This is a genomic window from Cupriavidus sp. HE11 (genome assembly GCF_056097175.1).
This window is the reverse complement of the sequence record NZ_CP184465.1, coordinates 1,898,614-1,917,719: the sequence shown is the minus strand read 5'-3', so window position 1 is coordinate 1,917,719 and position 19,106 is coordinate 1,898,614. Positions and strand designations below refer to the sequence as shown.

The following is a 19,106-nucleotide window of genomic DNA, read 5'->3' as shown; positions in this document are numbered from 1 at the left end:
AGACCACAATGATCGATATCAGCCAGATCGTCGGCAACGCCGCCGCAGCCCTCGGCAATCTCAAGACGCCGGACACGGGCAAGGGCGGCGACGCCAATCCGTTCCAGGACGCACTGTCGCGCGCACGCCAGGATGGCCAGCAATCCGCACCGGCTGCCGCGCAGGTAAAGGTACCGGCCAAGGACAGCAAGCAGGCCGACGCGGCGAAGGACAGCGCTGCGCAAAAGCCGCAGCAGCCCGCCGCCAACAACGCGCTGCCCCAGAAGGACACCAGCAAGGTTGCCGCCAAATCGGGCACGAAGTCCGATGACGCACAGGACGGCAAGACCGACGACACCGCATCGGACGATGCCGCCGCTGCTGCCGCCGCACTGGCCGCCGCTGCGCTGCTGACGCAGCCCCCGCCCCCGCAGGCGCCCGCCGCCGGCAGCACGGCCGGCATCGATGCCGGCGCGCTCAATGGCCTGCCGGCACTGCCGTCGGGCCAGGGCACGGCCGCCGCTGCCGCCGCTGCAACCGCTGCCGCCACGACCACCACGGCAGCCGATCCGGCCGCCGATGCCGCAGCCTTGCAGGCGCAGGCCGACGCGAAGCTGCCAGCCGCCACCGTCGACATCGCCGCAAAGGGCACCACCGCGAGCCCGACCGATACGCTGGCGCTGATCGCCCAGCAACGCGCCGCGCTGCAGAACAACGCCCCGACCACGGCGGACAAGATCGCCGCCACGGTCACGGCGCCGGCCCAGACCGCCGCGCAGGACGCACGCGGCCAGGGTGCCGGCCAGCAGCATGCCAACCTGGGCCATCAGAACCAGCCGGCCCTGGCGCCGGCCGACAACACTCAAGGCAACCAGCCGGCGCAGGCGCCGGTCACGCCGTTCGCCGCCGCACAGGCCAGCGCACGCACCGGTGAAGGCGTGGACACGGGCGCCACCAACGCCAGCAGCGCGGCCACCATGGCATCGGCACTCGCCGCGCAAACGCCGGCGCAGGCTGCACAGGCCAATGCCGCCGCAGCCGCCGCACGCCCGGTCATCGCCCCGAATGTCGGCGACAGCCAGTGGTCGCAGGCGCTGGGCCAGCAAATGGTGCGCCTGTCGACCCAGGGCAACCAGACCGCCGAACTCGACCTGAACCCGCCCAACCTGGGCCCGCTGAAGGTGGTGCTGAACGTGGTCAACGATCAGGCCCAGGCACAGTTCGTATCGCCGCACCAGGCCGTGCGCGCCGCCGTGGAAGCCGCGCTGCCGCACCTGCGCACGTCGATGGCCGAAGCAGGCATCCAGCTGGGCCAGACCTCGGTGGGCGCCGACAGCTTTGCGCAGGCCAACTCGGGCGGCCAGCAACAGCAGCAGCAACGCCAGGCCGGCAACGGCGGCAGCTTCGGCCAGTCCACCGGCTTCGGCAACGATACGGCGGCACCGGCCGCCCCTGCCACGCCGCGCGCACCGCGCACGCTGGCACGTGGCGAGGTGGATACGTTCGCCTGACATCACAGGCCTTTCCGCCTCCCGGAAAGCCCGCCTTCTCTCCCGCCTTGCGGGATGGACGGCGGGCTTTTTTCATGCTGGCGACCTGGAACTTAAGCGCGCACGGCGCGGTCATTTGAGCGACGATATGGTTACCTCGCGTCAACCTGACCCGTCCACTCCGCTGCCCACTCCACCGTTCACACCTCCGGCCAATGACCATGCCCAGCTCTCGCCCGTCCCGCGTTCGCCCCTTCCTGCTCGCTGCCCTCGCGCTGACCGCCACCCTGGCCCCGCTGGCCCACGCGGCCGAACCGACCGATATCGGGCCCGCCTACGGCCCGGAGCTGGAAGGGTTCGACTACCCCTATCCGGTCCAGCGCTACAAGTTCTCGTCCCAGGGACAGCCCATCGAGATGGCGTTCATGGACGTCAAACCCGAGAAGCCGAACGGCCGCGCCGTGGTGCTGCTGCATGGCAAGAACTTCTGCGGCGCCACCTGGCAGGAAACCATCCGCCAGCTCAGCAGCGCAGGGTACCGCGTGGTGGCGCCGGACCAGGTGGGCTTCTGCAAGTCGACCAAGCCCGCGCACTACCAGTACACGTTCCAGCAACTGGCACGCAACACGCATGACCTGCTGTCGTCGATCGGCATTCGCGACGTCACCGTGATGGGCCATTCCACGGGCGGCATGCTCGCCATGCGCTACGCGCTGATGTATCCGCAGGAGACCAGGCAGCTGGTGCTGGTGAACCCGATCGGGCTCGAGGACTGGAAGGCCAAGGGTGTGCCATCACTCTCGGTGGACCAGTGGTACGCGCGCGAGCTGAACACCACGGCCGACCGCATTCGCAACTACGAGAAGTCCACCTACTACGTGAACCAGTGGAAGCCGGAGTACGAGCCATGGGTGCAGATGCTGGCCGGCATGTACCGCGGCCCGGGCAAGCAGATCGTGGCATGGAATTCCGCCCTGCTCTACGACATGATCTACACCCAGCCCGTGGTCTACGAGATGGGCGCCATCCAGGCCCCTACGCTGCTGATGATCGGAGACAAGGACACCACGGCCATCGGCAAGGACGCCGCCCCGGCAGACGTACAGCCGAAGCTGGGCCGCTATCCGGAACTGGCAAAGGCCACGGCAAAGGCCATCCCGAACACGACACTGGTGGAATTCCCCGAAATGGGCCACGCGCCGCAGATGCAGGACCCGGCGGCATTTCACAAGGCGTTGCTGGAGGGAATGGGGAAGGTGCAAATACGCTAAATTGAGGGCGTTCTCCGCCCTGATGTGCGGCCGCCATGACTTTCGACCTCTTCGACGCCCTTCCTGCCGATCCCGATACGCCGCCTGCCGTCGAGCCGCTGGGGCCGGGTGCTGTCGTCCTGCGCGGTTTTGCGCGCGATATCGGGCCTGCGCTGCTGCAGGCGGTGGCCGAAGTCAGCGCCGGCTCACCGTTCCGGCACCTGATCACGCCGGGAGGGCTGCGGATGTCGGTGGCAATGACCAATTGCGGTGAGCGGGGGTGGGTGTCCGATCGCACCGGCTATCGCTATGACCCGCTCGATCCCGATACAGGGCGGCCCTGGCCGGGCATGCCCGGCGACTTCAGCACGCTGGCGCTGGACGCCGCCGACGCTGCCGGCTACCCCGGTTTCGCGCCCGACGCGTGCCTGATCAACCAGTACCAGCCCGGTACAAGGCTTTCCCTGCATCAGGATCGCGATGAACTGGATCTGCGCGCGCCGATCGTGTCGGTGTCGCTGGGCCTGCCTGCCATCTTTCTCTGGGGTGGCCTGCGCAGGGCGGATCGTCCGGCCAGGGTGCGGCTGGCGCATGGCGACGTGGTGGTCTGGGGCGGCCCGTCGCGGCTGGTATTCCACGGCATTGCGCCGCTGGCCGCAGGTGATCACGCACTTACCGGCGGCGAGCGCATCAACCTGACCTTCCGCAAGACGCGCTGACCAGCGCGCGGCAGTTGCCTGCTTCAGCAGACAACCATACGATAGCGGCTCAGCACATTTGCTCATAAAACAGGATCGGCGCCCCATGCGACCGGCCCCGCTCGCGAGACAGACCCAAGATGTCAGCCACACCCGGCCGCGCCGAAGCACGTCCCGAAACCACACCCCCGACGCCCCCGTCACCCCCTTCGCCCCCCAAACCCGCGCCACTGGCTGGCCGCCCTGCCGATTCGATCCGTGCCGCGCTGCTGATCGGCGCCTGCGTCAGCGCGGTCTGGATCGCGGGCAGCGCCCTGCATGCCCCGCCCGCGCTGATCTGGGCCGGCGCGCTGGTACTGTCCACGGTTTCCTGCTGGGCCGTCGGCGTGCTGCCGGAGCCCACGGCCACGCTGCTGTTCTTCCTGTCCGCCGTGGTCTTCCATATCGCGCCGCCAACGGTGGTGTTCTCCGGATTCACGTCGACGGCATGGTGGCTGATGTTCGGCGGCGCCGTCACTGGCGTGGCGCTGCGCAGCACCGGCCTGGCGCTGCGGCTGGCGGACATCATCTTCCACAAGCGGGTGGGCACTTACCCGCAGGTGATCACCACGGTGGCGCTGAGCGCGGTAGGTCTGGCGTTCCTGATGCCCTCTACCACTGGCCGCGTGCTGCTGCTGATGCCGATCGTGCTGGCGCTGGCCGACCGGCTGGGCTTTGCCGCCGGATCGAACGGCCGCATCGGCATGGTGATGACCGTCGCGGCGGCCAGCTACATGCCGCCCACCGCCATCCTGCCGGCCAATATCCCGAATAGCGTGCTGCTGGGTGCGGCCAGCTCGCTCTATCACATCAACCTCAGCTACGGCAGCTACCTGCTGCTGCATTTCCCGGTGCTGGGCGCGCTGAAGACCGTGGTGCTGATCTGGGTGATCTGCAAGCTGTTTCCGGAAAACGGCCCGATGCCGGCCCAGCCGCCCGCCACGCAGACCACGATGGGTGCGCAGGAGCGCGTGCTGGCCGTCATCCTGGCGCTGGCGGTGGCCGGATTCGCCACCGATGCGTGGCATGGCATCTCGCCGGCCTGGATTTCGCTGGCCGCGTGCATTGTCTGCCTGCTGCCCGGTATCGGCCTGGTGTCGCCCAAGGCGCTGACCGAGCAGGTGCACCTGGTGCCGCTGATCTACGTGGCCGGCTTCCTGGGGCTCGGGGCGGTGGTGGAATCCACCGGGCTGGGCAGTGCCATCAGTGCGGGGCTGCTGCATGTGCTGCCGCTGACGCCGGGCCATACGGCGGCCAACGTGGGCACCATCGGGGCCATGGGCGCGGTGCTGGGCATGATGTCGACGCTGCCCGCGCTGCCGGCCGTGCTCACGCCGCTGGCACGCGACCTGGCCAGTGCCACGGGGCTGCCGCTGGAATCGGTGCTGATGCTGCAGGTGCCGGTGTTCTCGACGGTGTTCTTCCCGTACCAGTCACCGCCGATCGTGATCGCGATGCAGCTTGGTGGCGTGGGCTTGCGCCACGGCACACGGCTTTGCCTGACCATGGCGGCCATCACGCTCGTGGTGCTGCTGCCGCTGGATTACTTCTGGTGGAAGCTGCTGGGCTACCTGCCCTGACCGGCCGGACGCGGCACAGGCTGCCGCGCGCCGGGCTACCAATCGAGCTTCTCCAGCAGCGCATCGCGCACGGCACGCGGCTCGACGAGCAGATCCATGTCGTAGGCCCCCAGCAGCGCCAGCAACTGCGCCACGCTGATGGTCTCCGGATTCAGCTCCATATGGGAAATGCGGCTCTGGCTGATGGCCAACCGCGCGGCGGCGTCGGCCTGGGTCAGGCCGGCGATCTTGCGCGCGCCCTGGAGCACCTGCCCCAGTTGATCGCTGCTGGTAATGGTGACTCTGGCGGACATCTCGGGTTACCCGGCAGTAAATACATCTGGAATCTATCAATTTCCACCAGCAATTGACAAATTCTTCGTCATTGGCGAATGCACGAACGGTGTCATTACCCATGGAGTGGGTAGATGGCGTGCCGGCCGTTGCCAAAAACAAACGCCTGGGCCAAATCCGGCCTGGCGGGCGGGGGCGTCAGCGCAGGTAATCGCGGAAGCGCGAGCGGATTTCCTCGACATTGGCGAGCGTGCCGGTCAAGTGGTCGCGCAGCGCGGTCTCGGCCGCGGCCACGTTGCCGCCGGCAATCGCGTCGACAATCGCCGTATGGTCGCGCAGCACCGCATTGGCCTTGCCCGGAATCGGCAGGTGCAGCCGGCGCAGGCGGTCCAGATGGCCGCTCTGGCGGCGCACCAGCCCGAACAGGTCGGGCACCGCGGCTGCCTCGTAGAGCTGGCGATGGAAATACTGGTCGTTGGCGGTGAACTCGGCCAGATCGTCGAGTTCGAGCATCCGCTGCTGGCGCGCAATCGTGGCGCGCAGGCGTTCCACCAGCGCCGGATCGGGCGCGGCCGCCAGGGTGCGGACGATTTCCACCTCCACCGACCGCCGCAGGAAATGCGCCTGCCGCGCCAACGCCACATCGATACGGCTGACGCGCGTGGCGTGCTGCGGAAACACGTCGACCAACCCCTCTTCAGCCAGCCTCATCAGCGCGTCGCGCACGGGTGTCTGGCTGATGCCGTACTGCAACGCCAGTTCGGGGCGCGACAGCACTGTGCCCGGCGGCAGCGCCATCGAGATGATCTGGTCGCGCATATGCTCGAACACCTGCGGCGCCGCCTGGCGGGTGCGGTCGAACTGGAACTGCGCGGAAGGGTTGGGTAGCGTGGCGGCCATGCGTAAATGACTGGAATGTTCGGCGCGATTCTAGCCGAAGCGTCGCGGAAATCTCCGCGTTGACGTACTAATACATTAGTGCTTTAATTCCAGAAACCCCAGTCATCGTACAACTAGGCGACTGGCAGGATTCATAGGTGGAAGAGACAACGATGACGGCACATAAAAAGACGCCGGACCAGCTGCGCAGCGCGCGCTGGTTCGCGCCCGACGACCTGCGCTCGTCCGGGCATCGCTCGCGGATCATGCAGATGGGCTACGCGCCCGATGAATGGATGGGCAAGCCGCTCATCGCCATCATCAACACGTGGTCAGACATCAACCCCTGCCACTCGCACTTCAAGCAGCGCGTGGAAGACGTGAAGCGCGGCATCCTGCAGGCCGGTGGTTTCCCCGTGGAGCTACCGGCCATTTCCTTGTCCGAGAGCTCGGTCAAGCCGACCACCATGCTCTATCGGAACCTGCTCGCCATCGAGACCGAGGAGCTGATCCGTTCGCACCCGATCGACGGCGCCGTGCTGATGGGCGGCTGCGACAAGACAACGCCTGGCCTGCTGATGGGCGCCACCAGCGCTGGCGTGCCGGCCATCTACGTGCCCGCCGGCCCGATGCTGCGCGGCAACTACAAGGGCCAGGTTCTTGGCTCCGGCTCCGACGCCTGGAAATTCTGGGACGAGCGCCGCGCCGGCAATATCAGCAAGACCGAATGGATCGGCATCGAGGGCGGCATCGCGCGCAGCCACGGCACCTGCATGACGATGGGCACGGCCAGCACCATGACCGCGATTGCCGAGACCATCGGCATGACGCTGCCCGGTGCGTCGTCGATTCCGGCGGCCGACGCCAACCACATCCGCATGTGCTCCGAAGCGGGCCGGCGCATCGTCGGCATGGTCTGGGAAGACCTGACGCCAAAGCGCATCCAGACGCGCGAGTCGTTCGAAAACGCGATTGCGGTAGCCATGGCGACGGGCTGCTCCACCAACGCCATCATCCATGTGGTTGCGATGGCGCGTCGCGCCGGCCATGACATCGGCCTGGACGACTTCGACCGCATGAGCCGCCATGTACCCGTGATCGCCAACATCCGGCCCAGCGGCGACAAATACCTGATGGAGGACTTCTTCTACGCCGGCGGCCTGCCGGCGCTGATGAACCGCATTGGCGACAAGCTCCATCTCGACGCGCCCACCGTCACGGGCCGCACGCTGGGCGAGAACATTGCCGGCGCCGAGGTCCACAACGACGACGTGATCCGCACCTGCGAGAACGCGCTGTACCAGGAAGGCGCGCTGGCCGTGCTGCGCGGCAATATCGCGCCAGACGGCTGCGTGATCAAGCCCAGCGCCTGCGAGAAACGCTTCTTCAAACATACCGGCCCGGCGCTGGTATTCGACGACTATCCGTCGATGAAGGCCGCCGTCGAGAACGAGAACCTCGATGTCACGGCCGATCACATCCTGATCCTGCGCAACGCCGGCCCGCAGGGCGGCCCCGGCATGCCCGAGTGGGGCATGCTGCCGATTCCGAAAAAGCTCGTGAAACAGGGCGTGCGCGACATGCTGCGCATGTCCGACGCGCGCATGAGCGGCACCAGCTATGGCGCCTGCATCCTGCACGTGGCGCCCGAGGCCTACATCGGCGGCCCGTTCGCGCTGGTGAAGACCGGCGACCTGATCTCGGTGGACATCGACCAGCGCAGCATCCACCTGGAGGTGTCCGACGAAGAACTGGCCGCGCGGCGCGCCGCATGGACACCGCTGCCCCCGCGCTATGCGCGCGGCTACGGCTACATGTTCTCGCGCCACGTTCGCCAGGCCAACGACGGCTGCGACTTCGACTTCCTGCAAACCGATTTCGGCGAGCCCGTGGGCGAACCGAGCATCTACTGAGGTACCCCCATGACCCCGCTCAGTTCCAGCCTGCGCGACGCGCTGAAGACCGTCAGCACCGCCACGCTCTGTACCGCGCTGTTCAAGCGCGGCCTGCGCAACCAGTTCATCCAGGACGTGCGCCCGCTTAACCCTGACGCCGGCACGATGGTCGGCGAGGCGTTCACGCTGCGCTATATCCCGGCCCGCGAAGACCTGAACCCCATCACCGTGTTCCAGGACCCGAACCATCCGCAGCGCCAGGCCATCGAGCAGTGCCCGCCCGGCGCCGTGCTGGTGATCGACAGCCGCAAGGACGCCCGTGCCGCATCGGCCGGATCGATCCTGGTCACGCGGCTGATGCAGCGCGGCGGCGCGGGCATCGTCACCGATGGCGGCTTCCGCGATTCGCCCGAGATCGCGCAGATGGCAATGCCTGCGTACCACCATCGTCCGTCGGCCCCCACCAACCTGACGCTGCATCAGGCGCTGGAGTTCAACGTGCCGATCGGCTGCGGCGACGTGGCGGTGTTTCCGGGCGATGTGATGGTGGGCGACGCCGAAGGCGTGGTCGTCATTCCGTGGCACATCGCCGAGGAGATTGCCGCCGAGGCCGTGGAAATGACCGCGTTCGAAGACTTCGTGACCGAGGAAGTGCGCAACGGCCGCTCGATCATCGGGCTCTATCCGCCAACCACCGAACAGGCGCGCGCGGATTTCGCCGCGTGGCGCAAGACCAAGGGACGCTGACGCGATCGGCCCAGACACACCTACCTATAACAATTCCGGAGACAAACCCATGTTGAAGATTGCCCGCATCGCCGCCGCGGCCCTGGCCATGACCGCTGCCTTTGGCGCCCACGCCCAGGGCGAATGGCCGACCAGGCCCGTTACCATCATCGTGCCGTTCACGCCCGGCGGCGGCACCGACATCGGCACGCGGCTGGTGGCGCAGCGGCTGTCGCAGATCTGGAGCCAGCCGGTGGTGGTGGACAACCGCCCCGGCGCCGCCGGCAATGTCGGCCTGGAACTGACCGCGCGCGCCAAGCCCGATGGCTACACGCTGGTGGCCGGCAATGTCGGCACGCAGTCGATCAACCCGTTCCTGTACAAGAAGCTCAACTACAAGCCGGACAGCTTCGTGCCCGTGACGATGATGGCCGAGCTGCCGTTCGCGCTGGTGGTCACGCCAGGCCTGCCCGCCAAAACACCGAAGGAACTGGTGGCGCTGGCCAAGGCCAAGCCCGGCAAGCTGACGTTCGCCAGCTCGGGCACGGGCGGCTCGCCGCACCTGTCGGGCGAGATCTTCAAGGCCGCCACCGGCACCGACATGCTGCACGTGCCTTACAAGGGCGGCGGCGCGGCCATGACCGACCTGATGGCCGGCAACGTCGACATGCTGTTCGCGTCGATCCTGGAAACCACCGGCCACGTGAAGGCCGGCAAGTTGCGTGCGCTGGCCGTGACCGGCAGTGTCCGCTCGCCGTCGATGCCGGACGTGCCCACGCTGGCCGAGGCCGGCATCCAGAATGCCGAGTCCGGCTCGTGGGTGGGCCTGCTGGCGCCCGCCGGCACGCCGAAAGACATCGTCGACAAGATCGCGGCCGATGTGAAGAAGGTGGTCGCCATGCCCGAGGTCAAGAAGCAGCTGATCGAACAGGGTGCGATTCCGGTAGGCAGCACGCCACAGCAGTTTGCCGAGACCATCGCCAACGACCGCAAGCGTTACGCAAGGATCATCGCCGATAATCACCTGAGCGCCGACTGATCGCGCGCCCGGACATTTCCATAACAAAAGGACTCTTCTCGCATGAAACCCCGCCTCCTGCAGCATGGCCGGCTCCCGGAACAGACCGAAGCCCGTCTGGCCGAGCATTTCGACGTGCATCCGCTCTGGGCCGAAGGCGATCCCGCCGCGTATCTGGCGCAGCACGGTGGCGAGTTCGTGGCGATGACCACGCGCGCCGCCACCGGCGTTGACGCCGCAATGCTTGCCACGCTGCCGAACCTGCGCGTGATCTCGAGCTTCGGCGTCGGCCTGGACAAGCTGGACCTGGACACTGCCCGCGCGCGCGGCATTGCCGTGGGCTACACGCCCGACGTGCTCAACGACTGCGTGGCCGATACCGCGTTTGCGCTGCTGATGGACGCGGCGCGCCAGGTCAGCGCCGCCGACCGCTACGTGCGCCGTGGCAACTGGCTCAAGGGCCCGTACCCGCTGACCACGCGTGTCAGCGGCAAGCGTCTGGGCATCGTCGGCATGGGCCGCATCGGCCGGGTCATCGCCAAACGATCCACCGGCTTCGACATGGAAGTGCGCTACTTTGGCCGCAAGGCGCAGGATGGCGTGCCCTACGGCTTCGAGCCGTCGCTGCAGGCACTGGCCGAATGGGCCGACTTCCTGGTGATCGCGGCATCGGGCGGCCCCGAGACGCGCCATCTGGTGTCTGCCGATGTGCTGACGGCGCTGGGTCCGCAGGGCTACCTGATCAATATCGCGCGCGGCACCGTGGTCGACGAAGCGGCGCTGGTCGATGCCCTGACGCACAAGCGTATTGCCGGTGCCGGCCTGGACGTGTTCGAGCATGAGCCCAAGGTGCCCGAAGCGCTGTTCGGCCTGGATAACGTCGTGCTGCTGCCGCACGTTGCCAGCGGCACGCACGAGACCCGCGCGGCAATGGCCGGACTGGTGTTTGACAACCTGCAGAGCTTCTTCGCTACCGGCACGGTCCTGAAGTCGGCCATCTGAACCTGCGCAGCCCAGCGGCTGCCGTCGAAAAAAGCGTAGCCGGGTCGACACAGAGCGGAAATACTGCCGCCAACGGCCCGGCGCTACACTGGACATCTCATTTCCTGATGGAAGATGCGATGTCCGCAAATTCTTCGCAGCCGCCATCCACCTCGCGCCGCCGGCATCTGCTGGCGGCCGCCCTCGGCGGCGCCGGCCTGGTCACGCTGTCGCGCCCGGCATCTGCCGGCGCGCAGGCCTTGCCCAGCGCCACCACGCTCCCGTTGACGGCGCAGACCACCGAGGGGCCGTTCTACTTCGATGCAGGCAAGGTCCGCCAGGACATTACCGAGGGGCAGTCGGGCGTGCCGCTCGATATCCGCTTCACGGTGGTCGATGTCCACGGCCGGCCCCTGGCCGGCAAGCGCGTGGATCTCTGGCACTGCAACGCCGCGGGCGTGTACTCGGGCTATGCCGGTCAGTTCGACGATCACGACCAGCGGGTGTCCACCAAAGGCCAGACCTTCCTGCGCGGCAGCCAGCCTGTGGGCGCCGATGGCGTGGCCGCGTTCCGCACGATCTATCCGGGGTGGTATGAAGGCCGCGCCACGCACCTGCACATGAAGGTGATCGACGGGCGCCGCACGCTGCTGACCACGCAGTGCTTTCTGCCCGATGCGCTCAACGAGTACCTGTACACGCAGCTGCCGGCCTACCGCCGCAAGCGACTGCGCGAGACGCTGAACAGCAACGACGGCATCGCGCTGCGGGCCGGCGACACGGTATTTGGCGCCGTGCGCGAGGCAAAGAACCGCTATATCGCCACGCTGATGCTGGTGGTGGACCCGACGGTGACGGCGCCACCCGAATCGTTCCCGCCCGGCCCGCCGGGATCGCCAGGATCACCCGAGGGCCCGCCGATGGGATCTCCCCCCGGATCTCCTCCAGGGCCGCCACCTGGCCCCCCGCCGGGCCACGGCCCGCACGCGGCGCTGGACGGCGACGCGCGCGTGGCCGCCTTGGTGCCAGGCATCAAGTCTTAGGGCCGTCGCCGCATCAGCGGCCTGCCTGCACCGTGCCGTCGTCGGGCATGTCCAGCTCGATCACCAGCCCGCCTGGCAGCGATACAAAGATCTGCAGCGTGTTGTCCGCCGGCACGCGGGCCACGCGGAACGGCCACGGGCCGTCACGCAATTGGGTGATGACCGGCGCCGCCGGCCCATCGCTGCGAAACGCGATATGGCCCACCTGCAGTGCGCCGGCCCCCGCATCGAGCCGGGTGTCGTCCACGGCGTGGATCACCGCCTGATCGCCGGCATACAGCCACGCGCCCGGAAACGGGAACGGCGGCCGGTAGCCCGGCTGCAGTCCCATGACGCCGCCAAAGAAGTCTTCCAGCACCTTGTGACTGCCGGCCGAGACGTTCAGGTGGTCGAAGCGCCAGGTCGGGCGCGCCGCGTCAGCATCTTTCATGGTGGCTCCTGTGAATCCGTCACATGTCGGGCTTGCGCCACTGCCATGACGCCCCTCACCCCGCCATCGGGATGAATTCGGGCGTAGGCGAATATCCCTTACCCTGTGGTCAGGGCCATTTCGCCTCTGGGGCAGCACCCCGGCATGTCATCGTTGGAAATTGCAAAAACAGTCTCAAAGTATCAGACATGAGCGGCCATTGTTAGCTATGCTCCCCAGAGCAGGCGCGTGATTTTGTGGTGCAGCAACGCAAGACCCCACTCCAGGTATCAGGCAACAACTGTCAACACTGTCAAATCCGGTTTGTGAATGGGACGGCGCGCGCAGCGCCGTGGGCGCCCTTCGCGGCGCACTCTCCTGAGGGCTCCCGATGCAGCGCAGCTGGTTCCTGGTTGTGACGATCGTGCTGGCGACGATGGCCACGCTGTTCCCGGTGGGGATCGGCGTGTTCATGGCCCAGTTCGAAGCCAGCCGGCGCGAATCCGAGCAGTTGAGCGTGTTCGCCGACGCGGCCGTCACGCGCGCCGAAACGGTCATGACCCAGGCGCTCAACGCGCTGCAGGACCTGGAATCGCTGCGCGAGGATCCCTGCTCGTCGTCGCATCTGGTGGAGATGCGGCGCATCACCTATACCTATCGCCATATCCAGGACGCAGGCGCCTATCGGGGCGGCAAGCGACTGTGCTCGGCCCTGCTGGGCGCCGTGCAGGCAGACCAGTTCATCCTGCCTCCGCCCGACTGGCGTACGCCGGACGGCCTGGACTACTGGTTCGACCAGCCCAACCCGTTTGCCGCGCCACGCCGCTCGATGCTGCTGGGCCGCAATGGCAGCTATGTCGGGCTCGACCCGCAGACCTTTGTCGACGTCGTGGACCGCGAATCGCGCATGCTGGCCGCCGTGCAGACCGATGCCGGACGCATTTTCGCGGCGTCGCAGGGCGCGAACCTGGCACGGCTGCAACGCGCCTACGCCGACCACGCCTACGGATCGGGCGGCGATGCCCCGAGCGACGACGACGCGTCGGTCGTCCTGCGCAAATCGCGCACGATGCCGCTGGCGGTGGTGGTGCTGGCGCCCCGTGCGGCGCTGCTGACCAACTGGAAGGCGCTGCTGGTCGGAGGCCTGGTGGTAGGCCTGGCGGCCGGCGTGCCGCTGGGCCTCCTGGTCTGGCGCCGCGCCACGCGCCGCTTCAGCCTGGAAGGCGAGTTGCGCGGGGCGGTGCGGCGCCACGAGATGGCCGTCCACTACCAGCCCATCGTCTCGCTGGCCGACAACCAGTGCGTGGGCGTCGAGGCGCTGGTCCGCTGGCGCCGGCACGGCCGGCTGGTGCGCCCCAACCTGTTCATCCCGATGGCGGAGAACGCCGGCCTGATCCAGCAGATCACCGACCAGGTGCTGGATATCGTGCTGGCCGAGCTTGGCACGCTGCTGCGCCGGCATCCGTCGTTCTACGTATCGATCAACGTCGGCGCCGAAGACCTGAAGAGCCGCCGCTTCCTGGGTGTGCTGACCGCGCGCCTGCGCGGCACCGGCATTTCGCCCGACCAGATCCGCATCGAGGCCACCGAGCGCGGCTTCCTGGAACCGGACGTGGCGCGCGACACGATCCAGGCATTCCGCGACGCGGGCCATCCGGTCTATATCGACGACTTCGGCACGGGCTACTCCAGCCTGTCGTACCTGCAGAGCTTCAAGGTCGACGCGCTGAAGATCGACAAGTCCTTCGTCGACACCATCGGCCAGGAGGCCGCATCGAGCACCGTGGCGCCGCACATCATCGCCATGGCGCAGTCGCTGGGGCTGCAGCTGGTGGCCGAAGGCATCGAGGACCGCGCCCAGGCCGATTTCCTGCGGGCGCAGGGCGTGGACTACGGCCAGGGCTGGCTGTTCGGCCGCCCGGTGCCGGCGGTGGAACTGGCGCAGGTGCTGGCGCGCGGCGTGGCCCCTGCGGCAGCCTAGACGCTAGAATCGGCAGACCATACCAATAACGATCGAGCCCCCTTCATGTCCCTGCCCGCCCTTTTCCTGATTGCCGCCGGCGTTGGCCTGGCCGTTGCCGCGCCGGTCGGCCCGATGGGGATGCTGTGCATCCGCCGCACCCTGACCGATGGCCCGCGCGCCGGGTTGTCGATCGGCTTTGGCATTGCCTGTGGCGATGCCGCGTATGGCCTGGTGGCCGCGCTGGGGCTGGTGGGGGTGTCGCAATTCATGCTGGCCTACGACAAGCCGCTGCATATCGCCGCCGGTTTGTTCCTGCTCTACCTGGGACTGCGCACGTTCTTCCAGAAACCGACCGAACAGGTAGCCACGTTGCGCGGCAACGGGTCGGGGCTGCGTGCATTCGCCAGCGCCTTCCTGCTGACGCTGACCAACCCGCAGACCATCATCATGTTTGCCGCGCTGTTCGCCACGCTGGCGCCGCGCGGGCCGTTCTCGACGACCATCGCCATGACCACGGTGCTGGGGGTGTTCTGTGGATCGATCGCCTGGTGGTGCGTGCTGGTGGCGATGGTCACGGGGGCGCGCCATGCGCTGGGCACGCGCCTGCGCCAGTGGATCGACCGGGTGGTCGGGCTGGCGCTGGCGGCGTTCGGGGTATCGGAAATCCGCCGCGCGATGTAAGGGCGCGGCGGCGGCCCCAGATTCGGCCGGATCCGGCTTATTCGGCCTTCGCGCCGGAATCCTTCGCCACCTTGGTCCACTTGGTGGTTTCGGTCTTGATGAAGCCGGCCAGCTGTTGCGGCGTCATGTCGCCGGCGGTCACGCCCTGTTCGTCGAATCGCTTCTGCACGTCGGGCTGCTTCAGCACCCTGGCGAGTTCGGCGCTCATGCGCTGGCGTACTGCCTCGGGCGTGCCATGCGGGGCCATCAGCGCATACCAGGTGGTCACTTCGTAGCCGGGTACGCCGCTTTCCGCCACGGTCGGCACGCCCGGATAGGCGGCCGAGCGCTTGGCCGACGTCACCGCCAGTGCCTTGACCTTGCCGCTCTTGATATGCGGATTGGCCGACGGGCTGGTCTCGATCGCCATCTGGATCTGGCCCGCGATCAGGTCGGTCATCATCGGCGCGCCGCCCTTGTAGGGCACGTGCGCGATATCGGTGCCGGTGGACGCGCGGAACAGCTCGCCCGACAGGTGCTCGGTGCTGCCGATACCGGCCGAACCGTAGTTGACCTTGCCCGGATTGGCCTTGATATAGGCCACCAGTTCCTGCACGTTCCTGGCCGGAATCGACTGGTTCACGATCAGCACGTTCGGCGTCAGCGCCACCATGCCGATCGGTTCAAGGTCTTTCTGGAAATCGTAGGGCAGCGTCTTGTAGATGCCGGGCGCCATCGTATGCGCCACCGTCGCCAGCAGGAACGTGTAGCCGTCAGGATTGGCGCGCGCCACCAGCGCCCCGCCGATCGTGCCACCGGCGCCGGGCCGGTTGTCGACCACCACCGGCTGGCCGAGCGCCTCGCCCAGCCGCTGGCCCACGGCACGCCCGATGATGTCGGTGGTGCCACCCGACGCGAACGGGACGACCAGCGTGATCGGCTTGGACGGCCATGCATCGGCGGCCAAGGCAGCAGTGGTAAAGGGGGCCGGGATGGCGGCAGCCAGGGCCATGGTGCCGAGCGCCTTCAGCGCGATGCGGCGCGGCATGCGTGGGGTCATGCGAGTCTCCTGCGGGAATCGTTGGAATCGTTCGAATCCCTCGACTCTACGGGTCGTGCGTCATGTGCGCCAGCCCCGACCCGGCAGACGGTGTTCAGGATTTGTGAAGGGTGGCCCCGGGCCAGCGCCCAGCCGTCACCAGTTCGCGCGCCACCTGCTCCAGCACGCTGCGCGCCGCAAGCCCTGCGGGAGACAGTTCGTCGTCCGACAGGCTCACCAGCATGTTGGGGCGGCTGACCCCGGTGTCGACAATCTCGATCAGCGTCAGCGGGTCGCCCAAATGGCGTGCCACGGCGGCGCCGGGCTGGATGGTGGCGCCGATACCGGCGCGCACGGCATCCATCAGCATCGCCAGCCCGTCGATTTCTGCAACCACATTCAGTGGCCGCTGGTTGCGTGCCGATGCCGCATTGAGTACCGCGCGCAGCCCGTGGGCACCGCTTGGCAGGATGAGCGGCAGGTCGCCGATGGCGTCCAGGTGCATCGTCCTGGCGTCCGGCAGGCCCGGCTGGTCCGGCCGGGCAATCACGAACAGGCGTTCCTCCAGCAGCGGCATGCTGCTCCAGCGCTGTCCCGGCTCCAGCTGGAACAGCACGGCCAGGTCGAGCTGCCGCGCCCCGATCATCGTCGCCAGGGCACCAGAGAGGCTTTCCACCAGATGCAGGCGGATATCGGGATAGCGGTCGCGCATCGCCAGCATGAACGCCGGCCCCAGCACGGCCAGCGTGCTGGGCGCCATGCCCACGCTGACATGACCGGACAGCCGTGCCGTACGCGCCGCATGCGCCGCATCGTCGGCGTGGCGCAGTGCCAGTTGCGCCTGGCGCCAGAACGCCAGTCCGGCATCGGTAGGCACCACGCCCGAGGACGTGCGCTGCAGCAGCCGGGTGGACAACTCGCTCTCCAGGCGACTGATCTGCTGGCTCAGCGCAGACGTGACCACGCCCAGCCGCTGGGCCGCCTGCCCCATGCTGCCAAGCTCCACCACGTGTACGAAGTAGCGCAGTTGCCGCAGTTCCATTTCCCCTCCCGGTCACGATCCGCCTGAATTTTCAGCCCGTATTGTGCCTGTGACGGCGGGACTTGCCGCTTTGCGGCCAATGGCGCGTGGTCTTTGCCGGTGTTTTCGATGAATGGGCTGTCTTTGTCATGACGCATGGCTCCTGCACGATAGGTGCCCAGACCCAGCGACTTCCGTGCCACCCGTGCATCGTGAATCGCGAAGGACAACGGGATAACTGCCGGTTGACCGGTGGTCCGTCATGGATGACGATGTGGTGGTCGCCCCCAAGGGATGCCGTGGTGCCTGCACGAGAAGCCGGCAGCACCCCGCCCGGTCACCCGGTCAATCGACTGGCACATCCCGCGCTTGCAGCACGCTTGCATCACCTATCGCACTGCACTTTTCCTACTGGTTTACAACCTGGAGCCTTCCAGCATGCAAAGCCAATCCACGACTCCCTGGGCCATGTGGCCATTCCAGCCGTTTGCGTTTCCGCCGGCGGCCTTCCAGCCGTTTGCCACGTTCGACACCAAGCTGCTGGAGAACTGGCAGAAGATGATGGGCCTGAATGCCGACTTCTCGCGATCGATCGTCGAGGAAACCCAGTTCGACTGGGCATCGTGCTTCATGCCCCAGGACCCCGAGGAGCTGTATGCGCGGCAGTGGACCAACCAGATGCCGATGATGTCGATTCCAATGCACTACATGAACGCCATGCTGGAGCTTGGCGCGGCCACCCAGCGTGCTTGGGCGGACGCCTGGGGTCACTGGCTCGGCATCCCCGTGCTGCTGCCGGCGATGCCCGTGATGCCCGACGTGACGGCAGTCGCCACGCCCGACGGCGATGTGGTCGACGTGCCAGCCGTTCATGTGCGCGAGACGCCGCACGAGCGCAAGAGCAAGTCCCGCTAGCGCCGCCGGGACAGGCGCCGGCACCGGCATACAGGTGCCGGCACGTTTCAGCGTCAGGGACTATCCTTGCAGAGACAGCAAACACAGGCTTGCGTCATGCCGCCTGCCCGATGGCTTGATGGGCGCACTCGGGCGGGCCCCTGAATCGCGCCCCAATCTGGCGAGGCTCCCATGAGCAAGACAGTAATTTCCAGCCTGATCGTCGCGGCGGCAGCCATTGCCATGGCACCGCTTGCGCACGCGCAGAACAAGCAGTTCGATCCCTATACGCAGGGAGCAAAGGCCGGCAAGGCCGATCCGTACACCGACGGCGCCAAGGCCGGCAAGTTCGATCCTTATACCGATGGCGCGAACAAGTCGACCCGCACTGACCTGGCACCATCTGCCAAGGCCGATCCGTACACCGACGGCGCCAAGTCGGACAAGTACAACCCCTATACCGATGGCGCACGCGTAGGAGGCAAACCCGATCCGTACACCGACGGCGCCAAGACCAGCAAGCCCGATCCTTATACCGACGGCGCGAAGTCGAAGTAACGACGAAGGTAACGTCGAGCCCGCGGGTTCGATCCGCCCGGCACGGCCGCAAGGCTGTACCGGGCGTTTTTTTGCCGTCAGTCCCGTCAGTCCGACGCCGCGCGTGCCGGTGCACCGTCCTTCAGCCAGGGCAGAAAGCCATGCAGGAAGCGCGACGCGGCGGGCATGAAATAGCTGCCGTGGTGATAGCAAGGGTCGAGCGTGGTAACGATCCGGCGGCCGGGACCGCTAGCTGCGTCGTCGTAGAGGACAGACTGGCCGTCGACGGTATTCACCACCGACACCGCGCCCGGCGGCGTCACCAGATCGCCATGCCGGTGCCAGGTGGCATCGGTCAGGCTGATCCGTTCGAACAGGCCGTGACCCGCGTCGCCCACGCGCAGGCCTGAGTCGGCACCCGGTTCGCGCCACCACCAGAAATTGACTTCACCCGGGCGCCACTGCACGTCGTCCAGCCAGAGATCGGCCCGGCTTTCGCCGAGAGCCACGACGAGCCTGCCCGCCGCGAGAAAGTCCGCGATGGCGTCGCGTGCAGCGATCAGGTCCACCGGGTTCTGCCGGCTGGCAACGTAAAGGCAATCGACCTGTGCCAGGTCTGCGCGCGCCAGCGCCGGCGCATGGATGTTGTCATCGAAATACCGGCGCAGCGCCGGATCGTTGAAGGTTGCGTGATGGTAATAAGTGCCACCGTCCACGAAAGCGATACGCATG

General features: G+C 67.3%; 19 protein-coding genes. 13 read left to right on the top strand and 6 right to left on the bottom strand.

Annotated elements, in window-relative coordinates; translation table 11 throughout:
• The first annotated feature begins 8 nt into the window (after positions 1–8).
• The 4 genes from ACOABP_RS25945 (at position 9) to ACOABP_RS25930 (ending at position 5,036) form a co-directional block, all read left to right on the top strand.
• Entirely contained in the window at positions 9–1,490 is a 1,482-nt protein-coding gene (locus ACOABP_RS25945) for a flagellar hook-length control protein FliK (protein WP_474228541.1), read from the top strand.
• Between the two features lie 200 nt (positions 1,491–1,690).
• Complete coding sequence (locus tag ACOABP_RS25940) at positions 1,691–2,740, top strand: alpha/beta fold hydrolase (RefSeq protein ID WP_474228540.1); 1,050 nt, start codon at positions 1,691–1,693, stop codon at positions 2,738–2,740.
• 35 nt (positions 2,741–2,775) lie between these two features.
• Entirely contained in the window at positions 2,776–3,438 is a 663-nt protein-coding gene (gene alkB / locus ACOABP_RS25935; RefSeq protein ID WP_474228539.1) for a DNA oxidative demethylase AlkB, read from the top strand.
• A 119-nt stretch (positions 3,439–3,557) separates the two neighbouring features.
• A complete protein-coding gene (locus tag ACOABP_RS25930) occupies positions 3,558–5,036 on the top strand; it encodes an SLC13 family permease (protein WP_474228538.1) in 1,479 nt (492 codons plus the stop codon).
• 35 nt (positions 5,037–5,071) lie between these two features.
• Here the strand turns inward: ACOABP_RS25930 and ACOABP_RS25925 are convergent, their stop codons facing one another.
• Entirely contained in the window at positions 5,072–5,329 is a 258-nt protein-coding gene (locus ACOABP_RS25925) for a helix-turn-helix domain-containing protein (RefSeq protein ID WP_474228537.1), read from the bottom strand.
• A 178-nt stretch (positions 5,330–5,507) separates the two neighbouring features.
• Positions 5,508–6,209 (bottom strand): GntR family transcriptional regulator, encoded by a 702-nt coding sequence (locus ACOABP_RS25920; protein ID WP_474228536.1) that lies wholly within the window; start codon positions 6,207–6,209, stop codon positions 5,508–5,510.
• Positions 6,210–6,361: 152 nt separating this feature from the next.
• Here ACOABP_RS25920 and araD point away from each other — a divergent pair, with 152 nt between their 5' ends.
• The 5 genes from araD (at position 6,362) to ACOABP_RS25895 (ending at position 11,851) form a co-directional block, all read left to right on the top strand.
• Positions 6,362–8,101: an L-arabinonate dehydratase gene (araD, locus tag ACOABP_RS25915; protein ID WP_474228535.1), complete on the top strand. Its 1,740-nt coding sequence runs from the start codon at positions 6,362–6,364 to the stop codon at positions 8,099–8,101.
• 9 nt (positions 8,102–8,110) lie between these two features.
• Positions 8,111–8,830 carry a ribonuclease activity regulator RraA gene (locus tag ACOABP_RS25910; protein WP_474228534.1) on the top strand — a complete coding sequence of 240 codons (720 nt, stop codon included), beginning with the start codon at positions 8,111–8,113 and terminating at the stop codon, positions 8,828–8,830.
• 49 nt (positions 8,831–8,879) lie between these two features.
• Complete coding sequence (locus tag ACOABP_RS25905; protein ID WP_474228533.1) at positions 8,880–9,848, top strand: Bug family tripartite tricarboxylate transporter substrate binding protein; 969 nt, start codon at positions 8,880–8,882, stop codon at positions 9,846–9,848.
• A 42-nt stretch (positions 9,849–9,890) separates the two neighbouring features.
• The gene (locus ACOABP_RS25900; protein ID WP_474228532.1) at positions 9,891–10,829 is read left to right on the top strand and encodes a 2-hydroxyacid dehydrogenase; all 939 of its coding nucleotides are present in this window, start codon (positions 9,891–9,893) and stop codon (positions 10,827–10,829) included.
• Positions 10,830–10,948: 119 nt separating this feature from the next.
• Complete coding sequence (locus ACOABP_RS25895) at positions 10,949–11,851, top strand: intradiol ring-cleavage dioxygenase (protein ID WP_474228531.1); 903 nt, start codon at positions 10,949–10,951, stop codon at positions 11,849–11,851.
• Positions 11,852–11,864: 13 nt separating this feature from the next.
• Here ACOABP_RS25895 and ACOABP_RS25890 read toward each other — a convergent pair whose 3' ends face one another.
• Positions 11,865–12,281, bottom strand: a complete 417-nt coding sequence (locus ACOABP_RS25890; protein ID WP_474228529.1) for a VOC family protein — start codon at positions 12,279–12,281, stop codon at positions 11,865–11,867.
• Between the two features lie 370 nt (positions 12,282–12,651).
• Here ACOABP_RS25890 and ACOABP_RS25885 point away from each other — a divergent pair, with 370 nt between their 5' ends.
• Both ACOABP_RS25885 and ACOABP_RS25880 read left to right on the top strand, forming a co-directional pair.
• The gene (locus tag ACOABP_RS25885; protein ID WP_474228528.1) at positions 12,652–14,241 is read left to right on the top strand and encodes an EAL domain-containing protein; all 1,590 of its coding nucleotides are present in this window, start codon (positions 12,652–12,654) and stop codon (positions 14,239–14,241) included.
• 45 nt (positions 14,242–14,286) lie between these two features.
• Entirely contained in the window at positions 14,287–14,904 is a 618-nt protein-coding gene (locus ACOABP_RS25880; RefSeq protein ID WP_474228527.1) for a LysE family translocator, read from the top strand.
• Between the two features lie 37 nt (positions 14,905–14,941).
• Here ACOABP_RS25880 and ACOABP_RS25875 read toward each other — a convergent pair whose 3' ends face one another.
• Together ACOABP_RS25875 and ACOABP_RS25870 are read right to left on the bottom strand one after the other, a co-directional pair.
• Entirely contained in the window at positions 14,942–15,943 is a 1,002-nt protein-coding gene (locus tag ACOABP_RS25875) for a Bug family tripartite tricarboxylate transporter substrate binding protein (protein WP_474228525.1), read from the bottom strand.
• Positions 15,944–16,037: 94 nt separating this feature from the next.
• The gene (locus tag ACOABP_RS25870) at positions 16,038–16,964 is read right to left on the bottom strand and encodes a LysR family transcriptional regulator (protein ID WP_474228524.1); all 927 of its coding nucleotides are present in this window, start codon (positions 16,962–16,964) and stop codon (positions 16,038–16,040) included.
• Between the two features lie 417 nt (positions 16,965–17,381).
• On the opposite strand from ACOABP_RS25870, the gene ACOABP_RS25865 reads away from it, so the two are divergent.
• Together ACOABP_RS25865 and ACOABP_RS25860 are read left to right on the top strand one after the other, a co-directional pair.
• Positions 17,382–17,858: a phasin family protein gene (locus tag ACOABP_RS25865; RefSeq protein ID WP_474228523.1), complete on the top strand. Its 477-nt coding sequence runs from the start codon at positions 17,382–17,384 to the stop codon at positions 17,856–17,858.
• Between the two features lie 171 nt (positions 17,859–18,029).
• Positions 18,030–18,395: a hypothetical protein gene (locus tag ACOABP_RS25860; protein ID WP_474228522.1), complete on the top strand. Its 366-nt coding sequence runs from the start codon at positions 18,030–18,032 to the stop codon at positions 18,393–18,395.
• Between the two features lie 86 nt (positions 18,396–18,481).
• Here the strand turns inward: ACOABP_RS25860 and ACOABP_RS25855 are convergent, their stop codons facing one another.
• On the bottom strand, positions 18,482–19,105 hold the full coding sequence (locus ACOABP_RS25855; protein WP_474228521.1) for a hypothetical protein: 624 nt from the start codon (positions 19,103–19,105) through the stop codon (positions 18,482–18,484).
• Position 19,106 lies beyond the last annotated feature (1 nt).